This is a genomic window from Candidatus Mesenet endosymbiont of Agriotes lineatus, from assembly GCF_964019585.1.
Lineage (GTDB): Bacteria > Pseudomonadota > Alphaproteobacteria > Rickettsiales > Anaplasmataceae > Mesenet.
This window is the reverse complement of sequence record NZ_OZ026454.1, coordinates 856,921-878,238: the sequence shown is the minus strand read 5'-3', so window position 1 is coordinate 878,238 and position 21,318 is coordinate 856,921. Positions and strand designations below refer to the sequence as shown.

The window sequence follows — 21,318 nt, the reverse complement described above, 5'->3', positions numbered from 1 at the left end:
AATGCCAGATGATAAGCCAGTTAATTTCTTTGATAAATCATTTGAGGAACAAGTAAAAATAGCAATTGATTGCAGTGATCCTGAGCTACTTCAAGTACTTTTAGGACTAGAAAATTGTCAACTGTGGGAGTATTGGCTTACTCATTCTCTGCTTTTACATAATATCTTTGGCATTATAAAAACACTTAAGTATCAATTACCTCTGAATATTATTAATGGACAGTCGAAAATATTAGCAAAAAATTTTCCTGCTGCATATCGTGCATTACCAACAATAAAAGAATTCTATCTTTCTAACGAATTAATAGCTACTCTAGAGCAGTTAGAAAGAGAACTTGAAAATACTACTAAGACATATAAAATATTAGCAAAAATCTTTCCCACTATATATTGTGCATTACCAACGAAAGACGAAGACCAGCTGTCTAAAGAATTAGTAGACATTCTGAAACAGTTAGAAACAAAACCTGAAAATACTATAACATGTTTATCAAAGATTATTGAAATCAATGAGATTCAACAACATAGAGAATTAGTGAATATTTTAGAATACTTTAAAATAGCATTTGAAGTAGCACGTAGAAATATTACAAGACATAAAGCAAACAACGATAAAGTCAATGAAGCAAATCAGGAGTTAGAATCTGCAGAGCAGGAAATATTAAAAAAATATAAAAGTTTTAATTGTGAAAGTATAGATAATAAGTATCAAATATTTAGTGTACAAAACATATATGTCCCAGATCCAGAGGGAGAATATGTTTTTTCTTACTATAGTGAATAACTATACAGAAGTAAATAACTGTGTAAGAGAAGCTGCTGAGGAATTTAAGAATAATCTTGTTGTACAACCAGTGTTAAAGTTAGACTTATCTAATCATTATAATGAAATATACGAAGAGGTATATAATGAAATTATTAAAGATTATAAATTGAGGATTGAAGAAGATCAATTAATATATCCTTTATATGAAGGTAATGAATCTCTAGCGAAGAAATCTAGTAAATTAAGAGAAGGCGATAACGAGCTACAATCAATACTTAGCTGTATCAGTAGAGAAGTTGTAAGTAAAATAAAAAATGAAGAATTTATTGTAGAAGTTTATGATAGATTAGTAGATCATGTATTAGATATTAGCAGCAAAGATAAGAATCATCCATTACATGAAGAATGCTGTAACTTAGGACAAGATCAAGTAAAGAAAAAAATTAAGGAGCAAGTTAAAGAAAACAGTGATTACAGATTGTTAAATGGATTTATGGAGTATGCCGTAAATAGAAATAACCCTAGTATACATATTATAAGTGTATTAGTTGCAAATGGTGCATCTTTACTTTCTAGTCACATTAATGATCCTAAAACCAAGAAATTGATAACAGTAAAAGAATACTTACTCAAATTAAGAGGGGAATATGAAGCTTTAGTTAACAGGTCAATTTTTACAATAATGAGGAAAGTTCACAAATTAGTATTCGATTTTCCCGTTATTGGAGAAGAAGGTATAGACTTACTTAAAGTTGTGTCAACTGTTCCGTCAGAAGAAGGGTGTTTTGAAGACAGTGGAAAAAATGTACCTCTGTTAAATAAAATAGGTGGTGAAGGAGAAAGAGAATTTATGAGTTTATTGAAAGATTGTATAGAGAATGTCCGTTCTCAAGAATTAGATGTACTTGCACCATTTTTTAGGGATAGATCTACTGAGAAGCATTTTGAAGATGCATATACAAAACTCTATGACTGTATTGATATTGGCTATCTGGCAGTTGCAACAGGTGATAATAAAGTTATAATTGACTATATAAGCGAGATAGAGGAAGAAGCAAAGCAGTCTAGAAGTCCAAATCTAAAGAAGTTGTATGAAAAGTTTCTTACAATTCTCAAGGAGTATAATGACTTACCAAAGTCAATGTTTCTCACTAGATGGTGGAAGTACATATGTCGCACAGTAAAGTCTTATACAACAGAATGGAGTCCTGCATGGGAGAAAATACTAAAAGGTCCTGGATATCCTACAGATGTAACTGAATGGTCGCAAAATAAATATAAAAACATAGAAAAAGCTGAAAAAGAAAAGAAAGATGCAAGAATAGAAGAAGCAGAAGCAAGGGCGGATGAGGAGAAAACAAGGGCGGATCAAGCGGAAACAAGGGCAGAACTGGAAAGGAGAATAAGGAAAACTTTCACAAGGGAAATACGTAGGCTTGATGATGAGTTAGGTGATATAGTAGAGGATAATCAAGATCAAATAGTAGATGTAGTAGTAAATTATGCCATGGAGCATAGACAACATTCTCCAGAACCAATAGTTAGTACAGTAATGGAAGAAATAAAGTTAAATAGAGAGCAAGTAATAAGAGAAGGTGTAATCAGTGCTGGAATCATAGGTACTGGCATAAGAAGTTTTTTAACTGATGTGAATGTTGAGTCAGGATGCTCATCTGGTATGGGTAGGAACTGATGGAGGAAGAACTGCTATTTGCTAAATATGCATGTATACTTGGAAGCTTCAGTATACCTTTATGGCAGAATAACGTTATTCAATTTTTATCAAGTCATAGAAAATATCGAATACTGTGGTGGGAGTTTGGTCCAACAATGCTTGAGTACTTATGTAAAAAAGAAGGTTTAAACGCCAAAGAGTTGAAGCAAAAAAATGAAAATCATGAGAATTTAGAAGAAGAGACTTTAAGATTACTTGAAGCTTTTGGAGAAGTAAAAACTCATTGGTGGTGGCCGTGGAGTAAGAAGATTAAAGAAATTAAAATGAGTGAGAAACAAGAAAGAAGAGCCATAGAGTATTGTAGGTATTCTTTCTCATGGAGGCTAATTCTTGCTTTATTTACAGATGTAGTGGTACATCAGTTTCGTATAGTTCAGTATGGATATACTTATAATTATGGGCAATTGAAAGGGGGAGAAACAATGAAAAAAGCATATGCAATGGTAGGGGCAACAGTAGGAGTGGGAATAGCAGTAAGTTCTTATGTTTTTGGAAGAGGCGGCGTTGGTCAACAAAACAGCTTAGAAAGTGCAGGAACATTAGTAGCAAAAGATAGACTTAGCAATTTAATCAGGGCAATTGTTTTAACTTATAATGTTGATGCTGATTTTAATACGACTTTAAATAAAACCTTAGCATCATTTGAGTTAAAATGGTTACTTATGCGTCTTGATATGAGCATAAAAGATGTGGAAGAAGGTAAAAAAAGTAAAGGAGAGCATGATAAATACTTTAAGAATAGAATAAAAGATTTTAAACGTCTATCACTTACATATCATCCAGACAAGAATATCCAGATTGATATAAATGATATACAAAAAGTTATCAATGAAACCTCAAAAGCGCTAGAGGGCATACATGCTTATGTTATGCAAGATGGGCGTGCTAACGAAAAGTATGGACATATATACAGGTTATTTGGTGAAATCCCAATAAGTGTGATAAATGGTAACCAAGAAATCTCTAAAATAGTAAATATAGCAGCATGCAGTAAATTGTACTACTTAGCGTATTGGGAAGAAGGAAAATTGATGCAGGCACGTAATAACTATCTAGGGAAAGTAAAAGAGTATATAGCATTACTGAAAAACCATTTAAATTTGATGGAAAAGATGTTCAATAAAGAAGCTATGACCAAAGAAGTGGGTAACAATCTTATTCAAGCAACAAACACAATAAAAAAGGATTTTGATGAATGTCACGAAAACTATAAAAGAGACTATGAAGAGAATTGGCTAGAGAATTTAAAATTATTAAGTGAAGAGTGTGGAAAGTCTAAAGAGTTTGAAATAATAAAACCAGAAGTAGATAAGTTACTAAAAGAAGGCAAAGAACAATATAAAATACTAAATGGTTACAAATCAGATAAAGTAAAACCTGATGAAGTCTTTGTGCAGCCAGTATTAGAGTATACTAATCTAGTAGAGGTGTACTATAAGTTTATCATTAAGTTATGTGAAGATATAAGGAGCTGCTTTCCTACGCGTGTTTCTGGGTTTGATAAGGAGGCTTATAATAGACAAAAGTTTATAGTAGGAGAAGGCAAAACAGAGTTTATTGAAAAAAGTAAGGATTATATAAGAAGCAAGCTTTCGTATGGAGAGTTATCTGAGTTTTTAAACTATATGATAAATTATTATTATCACAGGCAAAATAAAAAAGAACTAAAAGAGGAGATTAATAAATATTATGATGATAAAGTACAGAGAAAGGAGGAGATAGGAAATGTACTGATTTTTGCGCTAGATCATCTGGCAAAATTATATCAAGAAGAATTTAAACAAAAGGAAAATTGGTTTGAAAAAGAAAAAAGAAGAATGGAAGAAGCTAGGAAAGAAATGAGAGAATTAGATGCAAGAATAGAAGAAGCAGTAGCAAGGGCGGATGAGGAGAAAACAAGGGCGGATCAAGCGGAAACAAGGGCAGAACTGGAAAGGAGAATAAGGAAAACTTTCACAAGGGAAATACGTAGGCTTGGTGATGAGTTAGGTGACATAGTAGAGAACAACCAAGATGAAATTGTAGAAGCAGTGGTAAATTATGCCATGGAACATAGACAACATCCTCCAGAACCGATAATTAGTACAGTAATGGGAGAGATAAAGCTCAACAGAGAACAAGTAATAAGCGAGGGTATAGTTAATGCTGAGCTCATTAATACTGGTATCAGAAGTTTCTTAACTAATGTGAGTGTTCAACCTGGAACAAGCCATGCATCTGGAGTGAATAGGTGATGATGAGAGCTGAAATAAATGGGGATAAAAATCATGAAGAAAAGAAAAAAAGCTCTTTTATGCCTTTCAATATTAACACATGCTGTTTTTTGGGGATCATTGGCTTCATCATTGCTTGGTAGGCCTATCTACTCAGGTAGAAGAGGTAATTTTATATTACTTATAGCTTTAGGTGCTACAGCTGCAATACTTAGCACTGCTTTTATTCTAACTAGGAAACAATCAAAGGGGGATGATATCATGGAGGGAGGAGCATCTGGTATTGTAAATACTATTACAAGCAGTCTTGTAAATAAAGTAAGTTACGTAGCTAGCGCTGTAAAAAGTAAAGCAGGTTATGGTAGTACAGAAACAGGGAAATCTTTGCAAAAAAAGAAGGAACCTTTAATACAAGGATTGTGTAAAGTTGATGGTAAAGAAGGAACAAGTTTAGGTGAAGCGCTGGGGAAACTAAAGCTTGAATGGCTTTTAATATATCTTGATCACAGCCTTATACAAGTAGAACAAGGTAAAAAGCCTAAAGATTGGCATGAGCAATATTTTAAGGATCAGGTTAATCAACCTTTCAGAAGGTTGTCGCTTACACATCATCCTGATAAAAGTGGTAGTAATGATGATGCTCAAAGAGTGATAAATGATGTATGGCAAGCAATGAGGAAAATACATGAGTATGCTATGCATATCAAGGATAAAGGTGGATCTGTATATAGGGAGCGTGGGTATATATAGGTTGTTTAGTTATGTTCCAATAAGCATAATCAATGGCAATCAAGATATATCTCAAGTAATAAACATGGCCGTATACAGGAAATTACATGACTTAGAGTATTGGGAAGGGGCATTATTAATACCGGCACGTAATAACTATTTAGGTGAAATGAAGAGGGTTATAATTGGGGCACTACAGATAGATTTAGAATCGATAAGAACAATGTTTGATGACGGTTCCATGGATCAAGAGAAGATTAAAATTATACATAATATGGTAAATAAGTCAAAAGAAGAGTTTAATGAATGCTGTAATGAATATAAGGAAGAATATAAAAAGCATTGGCTGGAGAAATTAAAATTACTAAATGAGGAGTGTTGCAAGTCTAAAGAATTAGAAATGATAAGGTCGGAAATAGAAGAGTTATTAAAAGAAAGTGAACAACAATATAGGCTGCTAGGAAGTTATAAATCAAATAAAGTAAAGCCGGATGAAGTGTTTGTACAGCCAATACTAAAATATACTGATTTAGCAAAAAAATACTATAAGTTTATTCTTAAGCTCTGTGAAGATATAAGGAGTTGTTTTTACAAGTGGGGTCCACTAGGTGGTGGTTTTGATTCTTGTGCACTTGATAAGCAGAAGTTTGTAGTAGGAAATAATGAAACAGAGTTTATTACAGAAAGCAAGAAGTATATGAAGGAGCTTTCACATAATAAGTTATCTGAGTTTTTAAGTCTCATGATAAATTATTATTGTTATGAACAAAATGAAAAAGAGCTAAGAGAAGAGATCGATAAATACTATCGTAAAAAAGTGGGGAGAAAAGAAATAGGGAATGTGCTAATTTTTGCATTAGATAGATTGGCAGAGCTATACCAAGAAGAATTTAAACAAGAGGAAACATGGTTTGAAAAAGAAAAGAAAAAAGCCGAAGAAGCTGAAAAGGAAGCAGAAAGAATAAGTGAAGCGTTGGCTAGAGCGGAAGAAGGGAAAGTTAGAGCGGAACTAAAGGATAGAACTAGAAAGGCCCTTATGAGGCAAGTATGTAAGCTTGATAGTGAATTACAAGATATAGTATTAGATTGTCAAGATGAAGTTGTAGAAGCAGTAGTAAATTATGCCATGGAACATAGACAACATCCTCCAGAACCAATAGTTAGTACAGTGATGGAAGAAATAAAGTTAAATAGAGAGCAAGTAATAAAAGAAGGTATGGTTAATGCTGGGCTAATTAATGCAGGCATAAGAAGTTTTTTAACTGACGTGAGTGTTGAGCCAGGATGCTCATCTGGCATGGGTAGGAGCTGATAAAATACAACAATCCCAATCAGACCAAGTATCAACTAATTTTGATGAAGTAGAAATTGGAAGTGAAGCGCTACATCATAGTTCAATATAGAAGACAGAAAAGTAGATGTGGTGTATATAAACAAGACTTGATATGATAGGTCAGGCTGGGAGTATTCAATAACCACAGGCAGGAAGAGGGAGGGAGTGTTTTTAATAGTAAAGTTAGTGAATTATAGATTTTTCTAAAAAAATTATCTTATACCAATTTGCGTTATTAACCAAACAAATAAGGTCTATTGCAAACTTATTAAAACAGCAACCATAGGCGATTTTTTATCCAGCCAAAAAAAGAATACCTCACAGGAATGCAAGAGCAGGAATCATCTTTTAGCATTAAATGGCATAGTTAATAATTTATAGATATTTTTTAAACAATACACCTAATCCTGGTCAAAAAAAATAAATATAGATAAATCAGGATACCCACATTAAGCTCAATGAATTTTCTGATCCTACATCCTTAACTTGACGCGTATGGTTTGGGAAACACTCCCTTTTGATTTGCAAAACTACATAATCATCAAATTTCTTTATAGTACATCTTTCTCTATAGAAAGGCATTCTTTAAAGTTAAAGATTTAAATTACATTCATAATTAATTCATGTTTATTACATTATGAAATTGCTACTTCACTGCCTTTAAGGCATCCAGGAACAACTCCACCATTAGAAACAATACATGAACTCACACCTGAATTCTTACCTTTTTCTTCACTAACTTTTTCACAAATTTTCACTATCGCAAAACATATAGCTGCAAGCGCTGCTACACTAATAAAAATACCAGCAGCAACAACGGGATTAAATACTACTCCAGCCATTGATAAAGCTACTGCAGCGTAAATTCCTACCGCTATAAATGGAGAAACTGTCATAGTGGTATATATAGCTTTCTTTATTGGGCTAATCTGTTGTGACTTATTACTGTTCACTATTTTTACACTACTCACTAAAGTTTGTCCTCGAGTATTGTTATCAACTACTGGTGACTTTATAGCAGAATTAGTAATCTTTATTTCTGCTTGTGGTTTATCAGTAACAACATTTGTATTTTGTAGATGAATGTGTTGCTCTAAATTTTCTTCTTTATTAACTGTATCATTCTCAACTTGTTCTTGGTTAATTGGATTATCAATCATTAACTTGATTTGTGCTTTTTTATTATCAATAAACTGTTGTATTTTTTGACTTGAAACATTTGCTATTTCATCAACGATAATCTTATACTCTTGTAACGTTGGTATATCTCTGCCATAGTTAGGTAAATATTCTTTGATTTTACTGCTAAACTCTTGATTGATCTTTGCGAGAATTTGTTGTTGCTCCAGCATAATTTCCTCAGATTTTTCAACATCTACCATCACTAATGCAAAATCTAATAAAGGTTCTTTTAATTCTGGATGATCTTTAGCATATTGTATTAACTGATTACCTAGATATTCCTCAAATTCTCCAATATTTTTTGCTGTAATAACTTCTCTTTGCTTTTCCTTTTTTCTTTCTTTTGCTAAATATTGCTCATACTTATCAGCTAACCCTAAATCAATTTCACTTATACTATTTACAATCTGACTCCATGTACCTTGAATACAAGCACTGCTATTCTCACCATAAGTTGTGGCTGCTACATATATTTGCTTTGCTAAGACAAACCTTTTTTGTTCTTTCCATATTTCTTTTAGATCCAAACCGCTTATTTCCTCAAACAATTTATCTATTTTGTTTTTATCTTCAGTATCATTTAATAGTTTATGAAACTCAGATCTTTTAGTTACCTGCTCTTGAGTAATGTCATCATTTTCAAGTTCTGATCTTATGTAAGATAGCTTTCGCTCTATCAATTTCGGATTTTGCTCTGCAAGGGTAACCAGCAATTCCTTTCTCTCGTTCAATGGAATATCAAATCCATCAATAAGCAATTTAATATAACCTATAGACTGAGGTATGGTAACCTTTGCGTCATCTTTCGTATAATCATATTGCATTTGAGTTGTAGGATATCCATGGTCATATTCACCAGTTGCTTTTTTTCTTAAATATTGTATCTTTAATGTTTCTTTAGCCTTGCTCATTACAGCTTCAACGAACTGTTGATCACTTGGTACAGGCACATTCTCATGCAATGTCTTTTCCATTACACTTCTTTTCTCATCTTCAGTGATACTGAGTAACTTTACCCTGATCTGATCATCTTTGTACTGCTGTAGCAATTTGGGTATATCTGCTAAATAAAAATCTGCTGCTTGTTTTAACTCATCTTGACTAGCTTTAGAAGATTTAACTAACTCTTTAACAATAAAATTTGTTTTTTTAACCACTGGGTTGTTATGAACAGATTGGTTATCTGTTATTATATTTTGTAATCTCTTATCTTGCTCTTTCGGTTCTGGAATTAAACCATGTTCAAACAAGAACTTTTGCATATCAGGAGAGTGAGTATAAAAATGAGATAACTTATGTCCATCTTTATTCCTTGAATTAATTAGGAAAGGATATTTATTTGAGTAAGTCAATATATGCTTAATTGTTGTCCCATTATCATCATGTCTAGCTAGCGTAAAAATCATCTCTTTTACACCATTTCTATATAATTCTTCATCGGTTTTAGAAGGTAAGCCTTTTAAGTAGTTATAAAATTTTCGAAGCATCGTGTTCCCAAACAAGGAACTATTTTCGCTTTGGTTTAATCCATCTAATTTAAGTGCTGCTAATGCTTCAATTAACTCTTCTTTCTGTTTAAGAGTAATTTCGTTATCTATTAAATCAAGAAAAGTAAGGTTTGTAAGCTTAGCTAATGCTTTTGCTCCTTCAACGCCAATTTTGTTAGATCTTAAATCAAGAGAAGTAAGGTTTGTAAGCTTAGCTAATGCTTTTGCGCCTTCATCGCCAATGTAGTTAAATTCTAAATCAAGAGAAGTAAGGTTTGTAAGCTTAGCTAATGCTTTTGCGCCTTCATCGCCAATGTAGTCAAATCTTAAATCAAGAGAAGTAAGGTTTGTAAGCTTAGCTAATGCTTTTGCTCCTTCAACGCCAATTTTGTTACTAAATAAATTGAGTTGTATAATATACGAATTCTTTTGTAAAAACCTTACTAAATGCTGTATATCTTTAAGAGTTAGCTTTACTTTACTTATATTTAAAGTAGTGCCGCTAATATATTTATTGAATTCCATAACCCCCCTCAACATTTTTTATTAAGTATATCATTAAATCTTAATTTACAAAGTAAATTGTTTAATCTTCAAAGGGAAAAGGTTAGATAAACTAATAAATCTGTAAAAAACACCGTCCTTCCTAGCCTCAACAAAAATTCAAATATTTACTTTACTCTCAAAACTACAAAAAGGTACCAATGTTTTAGAGAAAAAAGATAAGAAATGCTACATTATGGAAAACAAAACAGGGGATTATTTTATAGCATAATTAGATACAAAGGTGTACATGTATGTGAGATAGAGAGGGCTACCGCTGCGGCTTTTAGGCTATGCCGATATTAGAATAGAGAACAGTTCATATAAGTTGCTATGGTGGAGCACTCCTCTCTCTCTAAATTTTCTCTCTGTTTTGTTCTTTAATATTGTAGAATGGGCTATAGTAATGCATACTAATAGTAGTAATGAAGGTATCCATCTTTTTGAGAGGTGAAACAAACAGGTAAAATGCAGTAAATATAATATTTATGTTCAGTACTAACTTCAGTCAAAATATATAATCAAGCTTCTTTTAAATTATGCTATGATATGTTCTAAATATTTTGTATTGCTTTTTCTTTTCTAAAATTAAATTAGGCAATTTTTTTTCATCTAAATTGGTTTACATGTTGTTATAAAAGTACTTCGCTATATCAAAATTAGTATGGCCTTTTCAAATTTAGGCTAACATAAACAAAATTATATTTTTAATATTCATTTTAAAGGAGGTAATTATGGACCGTGGAGATATTGCAGAGATTTTATTTTAGACCCCCTGCGAAAAGCAGGAAATAGGTATCAAAAGAGAGAAAAAGATATAAAATAGCAGTTTTAGCAGAGGGAAAATGGCAATAAGCTATAAAAAAGTGGCAAATATATTTTTCGTCAATTAACTGATCTGCTGATAGCAGAATGCGAAAAAATAGTCGAAATAGTTAGGCCTGAATGGGGAAAAGTTGAAAAACAGAAGACGGAAGAAAATCTCACATTAAAACGCTAGAAGACAAAATTTTATGTGTGCTAATATACTACCGAACGTATATAACACATCCATTTTTGGGCTATTTGTTTAATTTACACAATTCAAATATTTGCCGGTTGCTGAAAAAAATGGGTTAGCGAAAAAAGTCACGATCACAAAAGACAACACCAGAAAAATATTTTTGTAGATGTGACAGACACAGCAGCCAAAAGATAGCAAAAAGAGAAGAAAAAGCTATTCTGGAAAAAAGAAAACAACCACCATAAAAACCGAAATGAAGAAAACGGACAAGGTTTCAAAATCTCATTGTGGCAGGATTCATGACTTTAAGATACGAAAACAGGAGAAGCTTCTGCCAATAGATAGCATAAAATATGCTGATTCTGGATATCAGGGTTGGCAAAAATTGCAGAAAGATGTTGTGATTCCGTATAAAAAATACCGTAAAAAACCACTTACATTGGAGCAAAAGGATCATAATAGGCAGCTTGCATCGTTTAGAATGAGGGTGGAAAATAAGATTCAAAGATATTTAAAATTATGTCACATGTTTACCGTAATTTTCAGAAAAAATATAACATGGGGTTTAATATTATTTCTGGCATTGTCAACTTGAAGCATGGTTTTTTTTGCTTTGGCCTAACTCATACCTCATTACTAGTATACCGTTTCGCAGGGGGTCTAATTTTGAAAGAGGTCTATTCTTTTGATTTGCTAGCCCTTCTTCTTTTGATTGTATTCAGTTAATTTTTGATCTCACTTTAATTTTTCCCTTTCTAGAAATTCTAAACAAACTCTATTTTTTGATTTGTTTCTATGTCATACATATTGGTATCGGATTTATAACAGCTAAGCTTCATCCATTTGTTTAAGGTACAACTAAGTCAGCAGTTGATATATTGCCTCTATAACCCTGATCTGTTAGCTCATGATTTAGAATGTAATTTTATCCCATTCATAACCACTATACATATCCTTTATACAAATTTTCCATATCATTAGGTAGGCTAATATAGCCTATGCTTTTAAATTGTTTTAAATTGTGAGATGTGTCTAAATAAAGTTGTTGTACATTCTTTTTATATTCAGTAAACCTAAAATTTAAACCTTACAGAATCTTCATTTAATAATTCCATCTATGTTATCCAAAATCATTCAATTTCTTTTCTGTTATAGTTGATATTTCATCTGCTTTCTCATTACAAAATTCGTTGAGGATAAATTAGTTATTTTTCTCATTATAATTTTTTGTAATAAATTTAAGAGCCCTGTTTTTTTCTTCTCTCCACCAACTTTCCTTATCTTCACTCGTATGGTTTGGAGAATACTCCCTTTGGCAATCTTGTGAAAAGCAGCATAACTACTATATGGTAATTTAGGCAGTGCTCCAGCCGTTTATTACAACCTCCAGTAAAGCAACAAATCTTCTCATCCACATAAATTTTCTCTCCTCTTGGTGGCCTCTCTATATCCAACTTCGTCTATATACGATTTTTTCGATAAATCTCTACCTATTTGGTAAATTTTTTTAATGTGATTTTTAGCTATCTTACCAAATTGGGCTTTTTGACATTTTTTTCCTAACAGATTGAAAATTTAGTTGAGTTAATTTTGCGTTGAACACTCCCGAATTAATAGAAAATGCTCTATCATATTCTTCGGATTGAACCATATTTTGGCATACGATCAAAAGTTGGCTCAAATTCATCAACTTCTTATTGGTCAACAGAGATTCAGTTTAGGAAATACTATAAGTTACACTTTCTCTAAACGATTCATCTACCTTTTCCACTACACTGAGAATACTAATTACCATGTTTACTTAAAATTTCCTCTATATTTTAATTTACTAAACTTTTCTTTTGTTCTGAAATATATCTGATTCACTACATTTCCATCAGGAAAAGACGCTTTGATTTCATCTAAACTTAATACTGAATAATTCTATTTTATGCATCTCTTTATATAGACACTTTATCTCTAACGGTGCTATTTCCCCTGGTCAGTCTATACCACAACCTCCATTTTATTACATATCAGTAACAGTATTTTGTTTTTGCTCTATTGCATACAACAACATTTCTTTTAAAATATTTTGTTCTTCTTCTATTAAGAATTCTACAGAAAACTTTTATACTATATATTTTTTTACTTCTTTCCAGCTCATTGTTTTTACAACTTGGTTCCCCTACAGGAATTGGATGCAGAGTAATGTAAGTTTAATTTTTGTAAAGTATTTTTGCATCCAGATACTAAAGATTCAGAAGTATTAGATTCAGGAGAACTTATATCTAGTGTGTATGAAGAAACATGTCCAGACATTGAAGATGTAGTAGATGACTCATCTGATTGATGCCTGTATGCTGAAAATAACTGGTTGTCAGTTTTACTAAGTTTATGTGAATAAACGTTATCACTATATTCAGATGCACTTGAGCTTGAGCTTGATATACAAGACCTTTTACGTTTGTGCGTGAGAGAAGCGACATTACAAAGCATGGATGAATCTATGTTAGAATGTGAAGTTTTATCAGTAACCTTTTGACGTTTAAATGTATGAGATATATTATTGGATCTAGATGAGCTTATACTTGATGTGTCTAAAAATTTTCCATTCTCAGAAGATGAGTAGTTAGTTATGCAAGATACAGGTGAATCTGATATCTCATCAATAGCGCTTCTACGCTGACATATGCGTGCTGCGCTACTACTAAAATTAGATGAATTTGTATTTGATACATCTGAAAGTGTTTTACGCTTACACGACAAAAGTCCAGAAGTAGAAGGTATAAGAAAATCTGTCAATTCATCGTATTTCCTTACTATATTAACCATTTCTTCTGATACGGCAAACGCACCAAAAGTCTCCTTGGCATTATTTGTTTTATTATAATCAGCTCCGCGATGTAACAATAGCTCTACTATTGATATATGATCTTTTTTGACTGCCATAATTAAAGCAGTATCTCCCTTTTCACTACCATCTTGTATATCAATATCAGCTCCACCACATATTAATACTTCAACAGCCTCCTTACACTCTTTCTGTACTGCAATATGCAAAGGTGTTAACCCATACTTATTTTTTTTATTAATAGTATCTTTATCAGCATATAAGAGTTTAATTATTTCCACATTACTCATCTCGGCTGCTAGGTGAATAGGAAGGTTACCATTAGTATCTTCTATATCAGGTTTTAAACATAACTCCAATAAAGTATTAACCATAGCGAAATCATTTGATAAAACTGCTAAGTGTAGTGGTGTTTGACCAATGTAATTTTTTGAATTGGATTGGGTGATGGTCATTTTTTTCATTAATAATCCTATCATGCTGTAATATCCATACAAAACAGCTATATGTAATAAAGTGTTGCCTTGTTCATCTCTTGCGTTAATACATGCACTATTCTCATTTAATAAAAACTCTACTCTTGATTTATTACCGTCCTTTACTGCACTGAAAAGTTCGTCTTCTATACTCATAATTATCCCCCACATACAAGCCACTTTAGTGGTATGCTAAATCTTATATATTGTAAATATTATTTAACAAAAAACGTTTTAAGTTGTTACAATCTATTTAATAGATTCAATACTAGATTTGGGAAAAAGAAGATAACCAAAGTCAACGTTGATGTAGCAATGAGGGGTATAAGAAGTGGAATTGGCACTTCTTTAAAACTGTCTGATGATTTTATAAAAAAAGCATTATATATTATCGGAACGAAGTATGCAGTATTCAGTAGAGTGCTAATTATCAAAACTACTATAGTAAAAAAATTGCCCGCAGCAAGAGCAGATCTGATAATGAAAAATTTACCCCAAAAAGCTGAAGTAGGTGGAAGGCCTATCATTGCAAATGCACCTACAGTGAAAGCAGATGTAGTAATTGGCATACTACGTCCTATTCCACCCATTTCATGTAAATACTTTTTACCTGATACTGTTGCTATTGAGCCTGCCGCAAAAAACAAAGTGATTTTGGCAAAAGCATGGCATGCCAGTTGAAATACTGCAGCTTTAACTGCAGAATGAGTAAAAATTGATACTGACAGTATGATATATGATAGTTGCGATATTGTAGAGTAAGCCAGTAGTTTTTTTAGATTGTTTTGTTTAAGTGCAATTAAAGAGGCAACTATAATTGTAAAACCGGAGACGTACGTTAGCCAGCTGCCTAAAAACCAACTCTGCTTTACGAAATTTTGCAGATTTTCTATGCCAAAAATATAGAAAACAATTTTTATAATAATAAACACTCCAGACTTAACAACAGCTACTGCATGAAGTAGTGCGCTAACTGGTGTTGGAGCAACCATTGCTTTAGGCAACCAAAAATGCATAGGCATCAGTGCTGCTTTTCCTATACCATAGATTAATAAGAACAAAAGAACTACTGTAAAAGTTGGAGATACAATATTATTTTGTAGCAGGCCACCTACTGTAAAATCTAAAGAATTAGTAACATTCTGCAGTAACACTATACCAGGAAAAAATAAAATCATTGAAGAACCAAGCAACAATCCTATGTAATAGCGCCCAGAAGTTATTGCTTCATTGTTTATGTTATATACAATTAAAGGGTAAGTGCTTATAGTGAGAAGCTCGTAAAAAACAAAAATAGTTAATAAATCTCCAGCAAAAGCGATAGATATTGTGCATCCTATAGCTATAGAGAAACAGCAAAAAAAAAGGTTAGAACCACCAGAATAGTTTTTTTGCATATAACAAACTGCATAAATGCTAGTGAGCATCCATAATAGAGAAGCAATTAAGCTAAATGTTAGGCCTATTGGTTCTATTTTAAAACTGATGTGTGCCTTGCCAAAATCAAGTAATGTAAAACTTAAGTTTTGATAGTGAGAAGATAGGTAATGGATACAAATTATTAAGACCAATAAAAGGAATGATGATGTAATTGTAATTATATCCCTAATCAATTTTTTGCTACATAGGTAAATAAATAACCCGCTGAAAAATGGCAAAAAAACAGTTGTCAGTAGGATATATTGTAAATCTATGAAAAACTGCATGAATTGAAATTTATATTAAAGTAAATGGTAGAAGTTAAATAACAAAAGTTCAATTGCTTTATAAATTTTGCTCCATACTCTTTTAAAAACGTGTTGATGCAATAAATTCATTAAATGATGGATTTTTTATAAGTCTTTTATCTAAAGTTTTGTGTACTTTTAGTTCGCTTGTAGATTCTATATCTAGAACAGATGATTGTTTTGTTGATAGATGTTTCAACTTATCTAATTCACTTTTTGAAAATGTGTATAAACTCTTTTTTTGCTGTTGTGATGAACATGCTTCTTCTGTATCAGAATGTAATACTAATTGATCAGAGTTTTGACATCTATTGCTATGATTAGGTTTATAGAGATTACTATCTTGCACCTTGATATGTGAGTTAGTATTTACTTCTTTTTTTTTAATCAATAGATTATTAATTTCATCAACTTTATCTTGATAATCAGTAAGTTTATCAAGCTCTTGATGTTTTAAATACAACTTGATTGTAAAATAAACCGAAAGTATAGTAGTACCCTTGACTACAATTGTAAGTGCATTATCAAATTCACTAAAATAGTAGTTATTACTTAGATCAGAGTTTTTATTTAATATAAATAAGAGTGCTAGAATGGCTGACAAAACACTTGTGGTATGTAAGATATGATCTTTACACCATGATTCTTGCGTTTTAAGTTTAGAAAGGTTTTTACTTTTATATTTGTCATGTGCACAAAAGAAATTGTTAAGTTTTTTTAAAACATAATTACCATCCTCTATATCTTTTCTTTCTGAATAATCTTTAGCATAACTGTACACGTCATCAATTTCTGATGCATCAATCATTTTTAAAAGTTGACCAACCACTTCTCTTTTGAATAACCATTTTTCATTATCAGAAGAACCTTTAGATTGGTGTTTTATAGCTAAGCATAATACTTCTTCTTGCCAGGATTTTTTGACTTGAATCTTTTTTTGCATCTTTTCTTTAAAATCTGTTATATAAGGCTGAATATGATAATCGTATTTATTTCTGATAATATAATAGAACTCAAGTAGCTTAAGTCTTAACCTTTCTTGCTTTGTTTGTATACCTTGTGCTAAACACATAGCACAATTATAATGACTATTTTCAATAGCTAAATGCAATGCTGTCTTTTTATTATTTGTAATTACCATAGCATCTGCTTTTTTATTTAATAAGAGCTCAATACTCTTTATAAAACCTTTCTCAGCTGCTAAATGTAATATTGTCCTTCCCTCTTTATCTTGGATATTGATTTTAGAATGAGGAATGTGTTCTATTAACAGTCTAGCACATTGATAATAACGATCTTCACCATTTTCTTTTTGTAGATTTTTTATTGCTAAATGCGATGCTGTTTTTCCATCATTATTAACTATTACTGGAGAATATTTATCTTCTATAATACCGGATATGAGAAAGTAAATACTGAGGCCTAAGGATGTTGCAATACAGATACCACAACAAAAATACAAATAATACAGACTATTATAATCTCTAGATTCTATAATCTGTATCGCAACTTTAGTGAGAAAAATACTTAGACCATATGACTGTATAACAGTAGCAACACAACACAAAATAAACTTATCTAAGTAATAGTTTTCACTACTTAGATAAAAACTATTACTTAACAGTTTCTTAACAAATCCTACATGACCATTTTTTGCAGCTAAATGTAATGCTGTATTTCCTTCTTTGTTCTTATACGCAATAAGATCATAAATATTGTCCATACCCATTGATTTTAGTGCTGCTTCTCTTTCAATAAACTGTATGAATCCATTATATCCCCTCTCAGCAGCAAAGTGCAGACAAGTGTTACCTTGCAAGTTAGCTTTAATATCATAGTAATAATAGTTTAAATGTGCCCCATTAGTCATCAATAGCTCAGCTAATTCTACATTACCATTAAGCGCAGCCAGATGTAGTAGTGTATTTCCTGATTCAGGCTCCTGAAAATTAACATTAGCACCATTTTTAATTAACCATATACTTAAGTCGTAGTCATTATACAAACAAGCAGCATACATTAACCAATCTATATATTCTGCAGTAAGAGAAGAGCTTTCTGGAGAACTTTGTTTAATATGCTCATTGAGCCTTGGTAACACTTCGCTCCAATTTATTAAATCGTTACTATCTTCATTATTTTCAACATTAAAGAAACCTGTTGGTATAAGCGGAATAATTGATTTAGAAGCACTTATAGTATCTTTTACGTATTCATAGTCTTCTTTGATCTCTTGTGGAATTGTTATATCTGCTCTCTCGTCAACCATAAACCCACCTCTATGTGTTAAGACACTTTGGCTTTCATTATAGTGTCCGAATATACTAAATCAAGCATTTTTTAAAATATAAAAATAAGTTTAATCTTTTTAACACGAAAAGTGTGTGTTAACATTAAAGTTAAAAATTAAGGTTTTATGCTTACAGAGAAATATAATTTTCAGGAGACAGAATATAAATACAATATACTGTGGGAAGAAAGTAAGATATATAAATGGTGTGGTAGCAAAGATAACAGTTTCGTTATAGACACTCCGCCACCAACGATATCAGGGAAATTACATATTGGACATATCTTTAGCTACTGTCATACAGATTTCATTGCAAGATATCAGCGCATGATTGGGAAAGATGTTTTTTACCCTATTGGTTTTGATGATAATGGTCTGCCAACTGAAAGATTGGTTGAACAAATCAGCAAAGCCTGTGCAGCAGAGGTGGAAAGGTCTGAATTTACTCAGATGTGCAAGGAAGTATCTTCTAAATCAAGACAAGAATTTAAAAAACTATTTCAAGCTACAGGTATTAGTTATGATTGGGAGCTTGAATACCATACAATTGGCAAAAAAGCTGTGAAACTTTCACAGATGTCATTTATTGATTTATATAATAAGGGGTATATATATAGAAAATTAGAGCCAATTCTTTGGGACACCATAGATCAAACAGCAATTGCACAAGCAGAAGTTGAGGATAAGATTTTCCCTTCTTTAATGCATACCATATCTTTTTTCACAGAAGACAATCAAAAAATCAATATTGCAACGACAAGGCCAGAACTTTTGTCTGCTTGCGTTGCAATTTTTTGTCATCCTGAAGATAGTAGATACTCACACTTAATTGGTAAATGTGCTATCACTCCTTTATTTCAAAATAAAGTACCAATTTTAGCTGATGATAAAGTTAAAATAGAAAAAGGCACAGGTCTTGTTATGTGCTGTACTTTCGGCGATGAAACTGATGTATATTGGTGGAGAAAACATAACTTGCCAACTAAAACTATTATTAGCAAATCTGGTAAGATCAGTGGTACTATGCGTGAAATAGATGGGCTGTCAATTAAGAAAGCTAGAGAAAAAATAGTTGAAATTTTAACTATAGAAAAGTTTCTGGTAAAAAGTGAAGAAATTGCTCATTCAGTTAAATGTGCTGAAAGGTCTGGAGCTGAGCTTGAAATACTACTTACTTATCAATGGTTTATTAAGGTTCTTGAGTATAAGAATGAATTACTTGCTAAAGTTAGAAAGTGTAATTGGCACCCAAAATCTATGCAAAAGCGCATGGAAATATGGATAGAAGGTTTAAATTGGGATTGGTGTATCTCAAGGCAACGTTATTTCGGAGTTCAATTGCCAGTATGGTATTCTCAAAGAAAAGGTGAAGAGGGCAAAACAATTCTACCGGAAATAGAAGATTTACCTATTGATCCACTGAAAGATTTACCAAGAGGTTATAGCAGAGAGGAAGTTATAGCTGAAAAAGATGTAATGGATACTTGGGCAACAAGTGCACTTACTCCACAACTTAATGCTTTAGCTATTAATGAGGAATTCACAGTAGATAACATATTGTTTCCCGCAGATCTAAGACCGCAAAGCCATGAAATAATTAGAACATGGGCTTTTTATACTATAGTTAAGTCACATTATCACGCAAATAGTATACCATGGAGAAATATTATGATCAGTGGTTGGTGTTTAGCACATGATAAGAAAAAAATGAGTAAATCAAAAGGAAATGTGATCACGCCCGATTCAATACTTAATATTTATGGTGCAGATGTAGTGCGTTACTGGGCAGCAAATTCAAGACTTGGTGTTGATACAACGTTTTCTGAAGATATATTTAAAACTGGAAAACGTCTGATTACCAAAATCTGGAATGCAAGTAAATTTGTCTCAAGTTTTATGCAAAAACACCAAGAGTTAGATATAAGCTCTGTAACGCAAACAATGGACAAATGGATAATTTCGCATTTATATAAAACTACAAAAAAAGTTACTGAAAAATTTGAGCATTTTCAGTATTGTGAAGCTCTGGATATTACTCAAAGATTTTTTTGGGATGATCTTTGTGATAACTATTTAGAATTTATCAAAAAACGAGCATATGGAAAAGATGCAAGTAGAGAAGAAAATTTAAGTGCTAGGCAAAGTTTAGCTTATGTATTAAACGTAGTACTGCGTTTTTTTGCACCTTTCTTTCCTTATATTACAGAAGAGATATATCATAAATTATACAGTTATAATTCTATACACAACTTGGGAAATTGGCCTAAAATTGAAGATTCTCTATATGACGCAAAAGCTGAAGCAATAGGAAAAAATTGTGTAGAGATATTAAATGCAGTGAGAAAACTAAAAGCTGATAGTAATATTTCAGTTAAATGCTCAGTAAAAAAATTAAGTATAAAAGCTAAAGATGAAAACTTTCAAATTACGCAATCAGCCGAAAAAGACCTAAAGGCAGTTTGCAATGCTGAAATTATTGAGTGGAATGATAATATACATTCAGGATTGGAAACGGAGAAGTTTGTTATAAGTATAGAGCTTGCTTCCGTGTAATTGAATTTAAGTTTAAATAAATTATTGCTCTTAAAATTTCCTTTGATTTATGTTTATATAACATTTTGGCACACAGTACCAAAATGTTATATGAGTAGAATTTAGCACTCACTTTTCTTTATTTTAAGGCAAAGTAAATCGTTATCTTGAGTAGAGAACAATAAAACTCCATCATCAAAAGACTTTTCATAGTAAAGATTTACCTGATATGAAAAATCCTTCTTCTCCTTATCTTCAAAATGTAAATAAAGATTATCGTTGATATCTTGCATTACACTGCCAGTTAAACTTTGATATTGCTCAGAATATATTTCATAATTCTCATCTATTGTAATGTTATCATAATTGTGAGGATAATAATGACTATCGTCGATATTATGTGAAACGATATATCCGTCAACTTCGTAACAGCCTGGTGTTAAATTTGTAAAATCCACAAAAATCCTCG

11 protein-coding genes and 2 pseudogenes are annotated in these 21,318 nt (G+C 31.8%); 7 read left to right on the top strand and 6 right to left on the bottom strand.

What is annotated here, in order from left to right:
* Position 1 precedes the first annotated feature (1 nt).
* Genes AACL19_RS04150 through AACL19_RS04130 form a run of 5 tightly spaced genes read left to right on the top strand, consistent with a single transcriptional unit; the run spans position 2 to position 6,755 of the window.
* A complete protein-coding gene (locus AACL19_RS04150; RefSeq protein ID WP_339045259.1) occupies positions 2–784 on the top strand; it encodes a hypothetical protein in 783 nt (260 codons plus the stop codon).
* Positions 759–2,459, top strand: a complete 1,701-nt coding sequence (locus AACL19_RS04145; RefSeq protein WP_339045258.1) for a hypothetical protein — start codon at positions 759–761, stop codon at positions 2,457–2,459. The genes AACL19_RS04150 and AACL19_RS04145 overlap by 26 nt, the downstream gene beginning before the upstream one ends.
* Positions 2,459–4,735: a hypothetical protein gene (locus AACL19_RS04140; protein WP_339045257.1), complete on the top strand. Its 2,277-nt coding sequence runs from the start codon at positions 2,459–2,461 to the stop codon at positions 4,733–4,735. Before AACL19_RS04145 ends, AACL19_RS04140 begins: the two co-directional genes overlap by 1 nt.
* A gap of 18 nt (positions 4,736–4,753) precedes the next feature.
* Complete coding sequence (locus AACL19_RS04135; protein WP_339045256.1) at positions 4,754–5,464, top strand: J domain-containing protein; 711 nt, start codon at positions 4,754–4,756, stop codon at positions 5,462–5,464.
* Positions 5,430–6,755 carry a hypothetical protein gene (locus tag AACL19_RS04130; protein WP_339045255.1) on the top strand — a complete coding sequence of 442 codons (1,326 nt, stop codon included), beginning with the start codon at positions 5,430–5,432 and terminating at the stop codon, positions 6,753–6,755. The genes AACL19_RS04135 and AACL19_RS04130 overlap by 35 nt, the downstream gene beginning before the upstream one ends.
* Positions 6,756–7,411: 656 nt before the next feature.
* On the opposite strand, the gene AACL19_RS04125 is transcribed toward AACL19_RS04130, so the two are convergent.
* Positions 7,412–9,970, bottom strand: a complete 2,559-nt coding sequence (locus tag AACL19_RS04125; RefSeq protein WP_339045254.1) for a hypothetical protein — start codon at positions 9,968–9,970, stop codon at positions 7,412–7,414.
* An 895-nt stretch (positions 9,971–10,865) separates the two neighbouring features.
* Between AACL19_RS04125 and AACL19_RS04120 the strand changes: the two are divergent.
* Positions 10,866–11,597 (top strand): annotated as a pseudogene (locus tag AACL19_RS04120) (transposase family protein); the annotation flags it as partial.
* Between the two features lie 161 nt (positions 11,598–11,758).
* On the opposite strand, the pseudogene AACL19_RS07065 reads toward AACL19_RS04120, so the two are convergent.
* From AACL19_RS07065 to AACL19_RS04105, 4 genes and pseudogenes are all read right to left on the bottom strand, one after another.
* Positions 11,759–12,189 (bottom strand): annotated as a pseudogene (locus tag AACL19_RS07065) (hypothetical protein); the annotation flags it as partial.
* 953 nt (positions 12,190–13,142) lie between these two features.
* Positions 13,143–14,456: an ankyrin repeat domain-containing protein gene (locus AACL19_RS04115; RefSeq protein WP_339045253.1), complete on the bottom strand. Its 1,314-nt coding sequence runs from the start codon at positions 14,454–14,456 to the stop codon at positions 13,143–13,145.
* 86 nt (positions 14,457–14,542) lie between these two features.
* Positions 14,543–16,006 (bottom strand): proton-conducting transporter membrane subunit, encoded by a 1,464-nt coding sequence (locus tag AACL19_RS04110; RefSeq protein WP_339045252.1) that lies wholly within the window; start codon positions 16,004–16,006, stop codon positions 14,543–14,545.
* 82 nt (positions 16,007–16,088) lie between these two features.
* Positions 16,089–18,296 (bottom strand): ankyrin repeat domain-containing protein, encoded by a 2,208-nt coding sequence (locus AACL19_RS04105; protein ID WP_339045251.1) that lies wholly within the window; start codon positions 18,294–18,296, stop codon positions 16,089–16,091.
* A gap of 147 nt (positions 18,297–18,443) precedes the next feature.
* Between AACL19_RS04105 and AACL19_RS04100 the strand changes: the two genes are divergently transcribed.
* Positions 18,444–20,870, top strand: a complete 2,427-nt coding sequence (locus AACL19_RS04100) for a valine--tRNA ligase (RefSeq protein ID WP_339045250.1) — start codon at positions 18,444–18,446, stop codon at positions 20,868–20,870.
* 101 nt (positions 20,871–20,971) lie between these two features.
* On the opposite strand, the gene AACL19_RS04095 is transcribed toward AACL19_RS04100, so the two are convergent.
* Positions 20,972–21,307, bottom strand: coding sequence for a hypothetical protein (locus AACL19_RS04095; RefSeq protein ID WP_339045249.1), 336 nt, complete (start codon positions 21,305–21,307; stop codon positions 20,972–20,974).
* Positions 21,308–21,318: the final 11 nt, after the last annotated feature.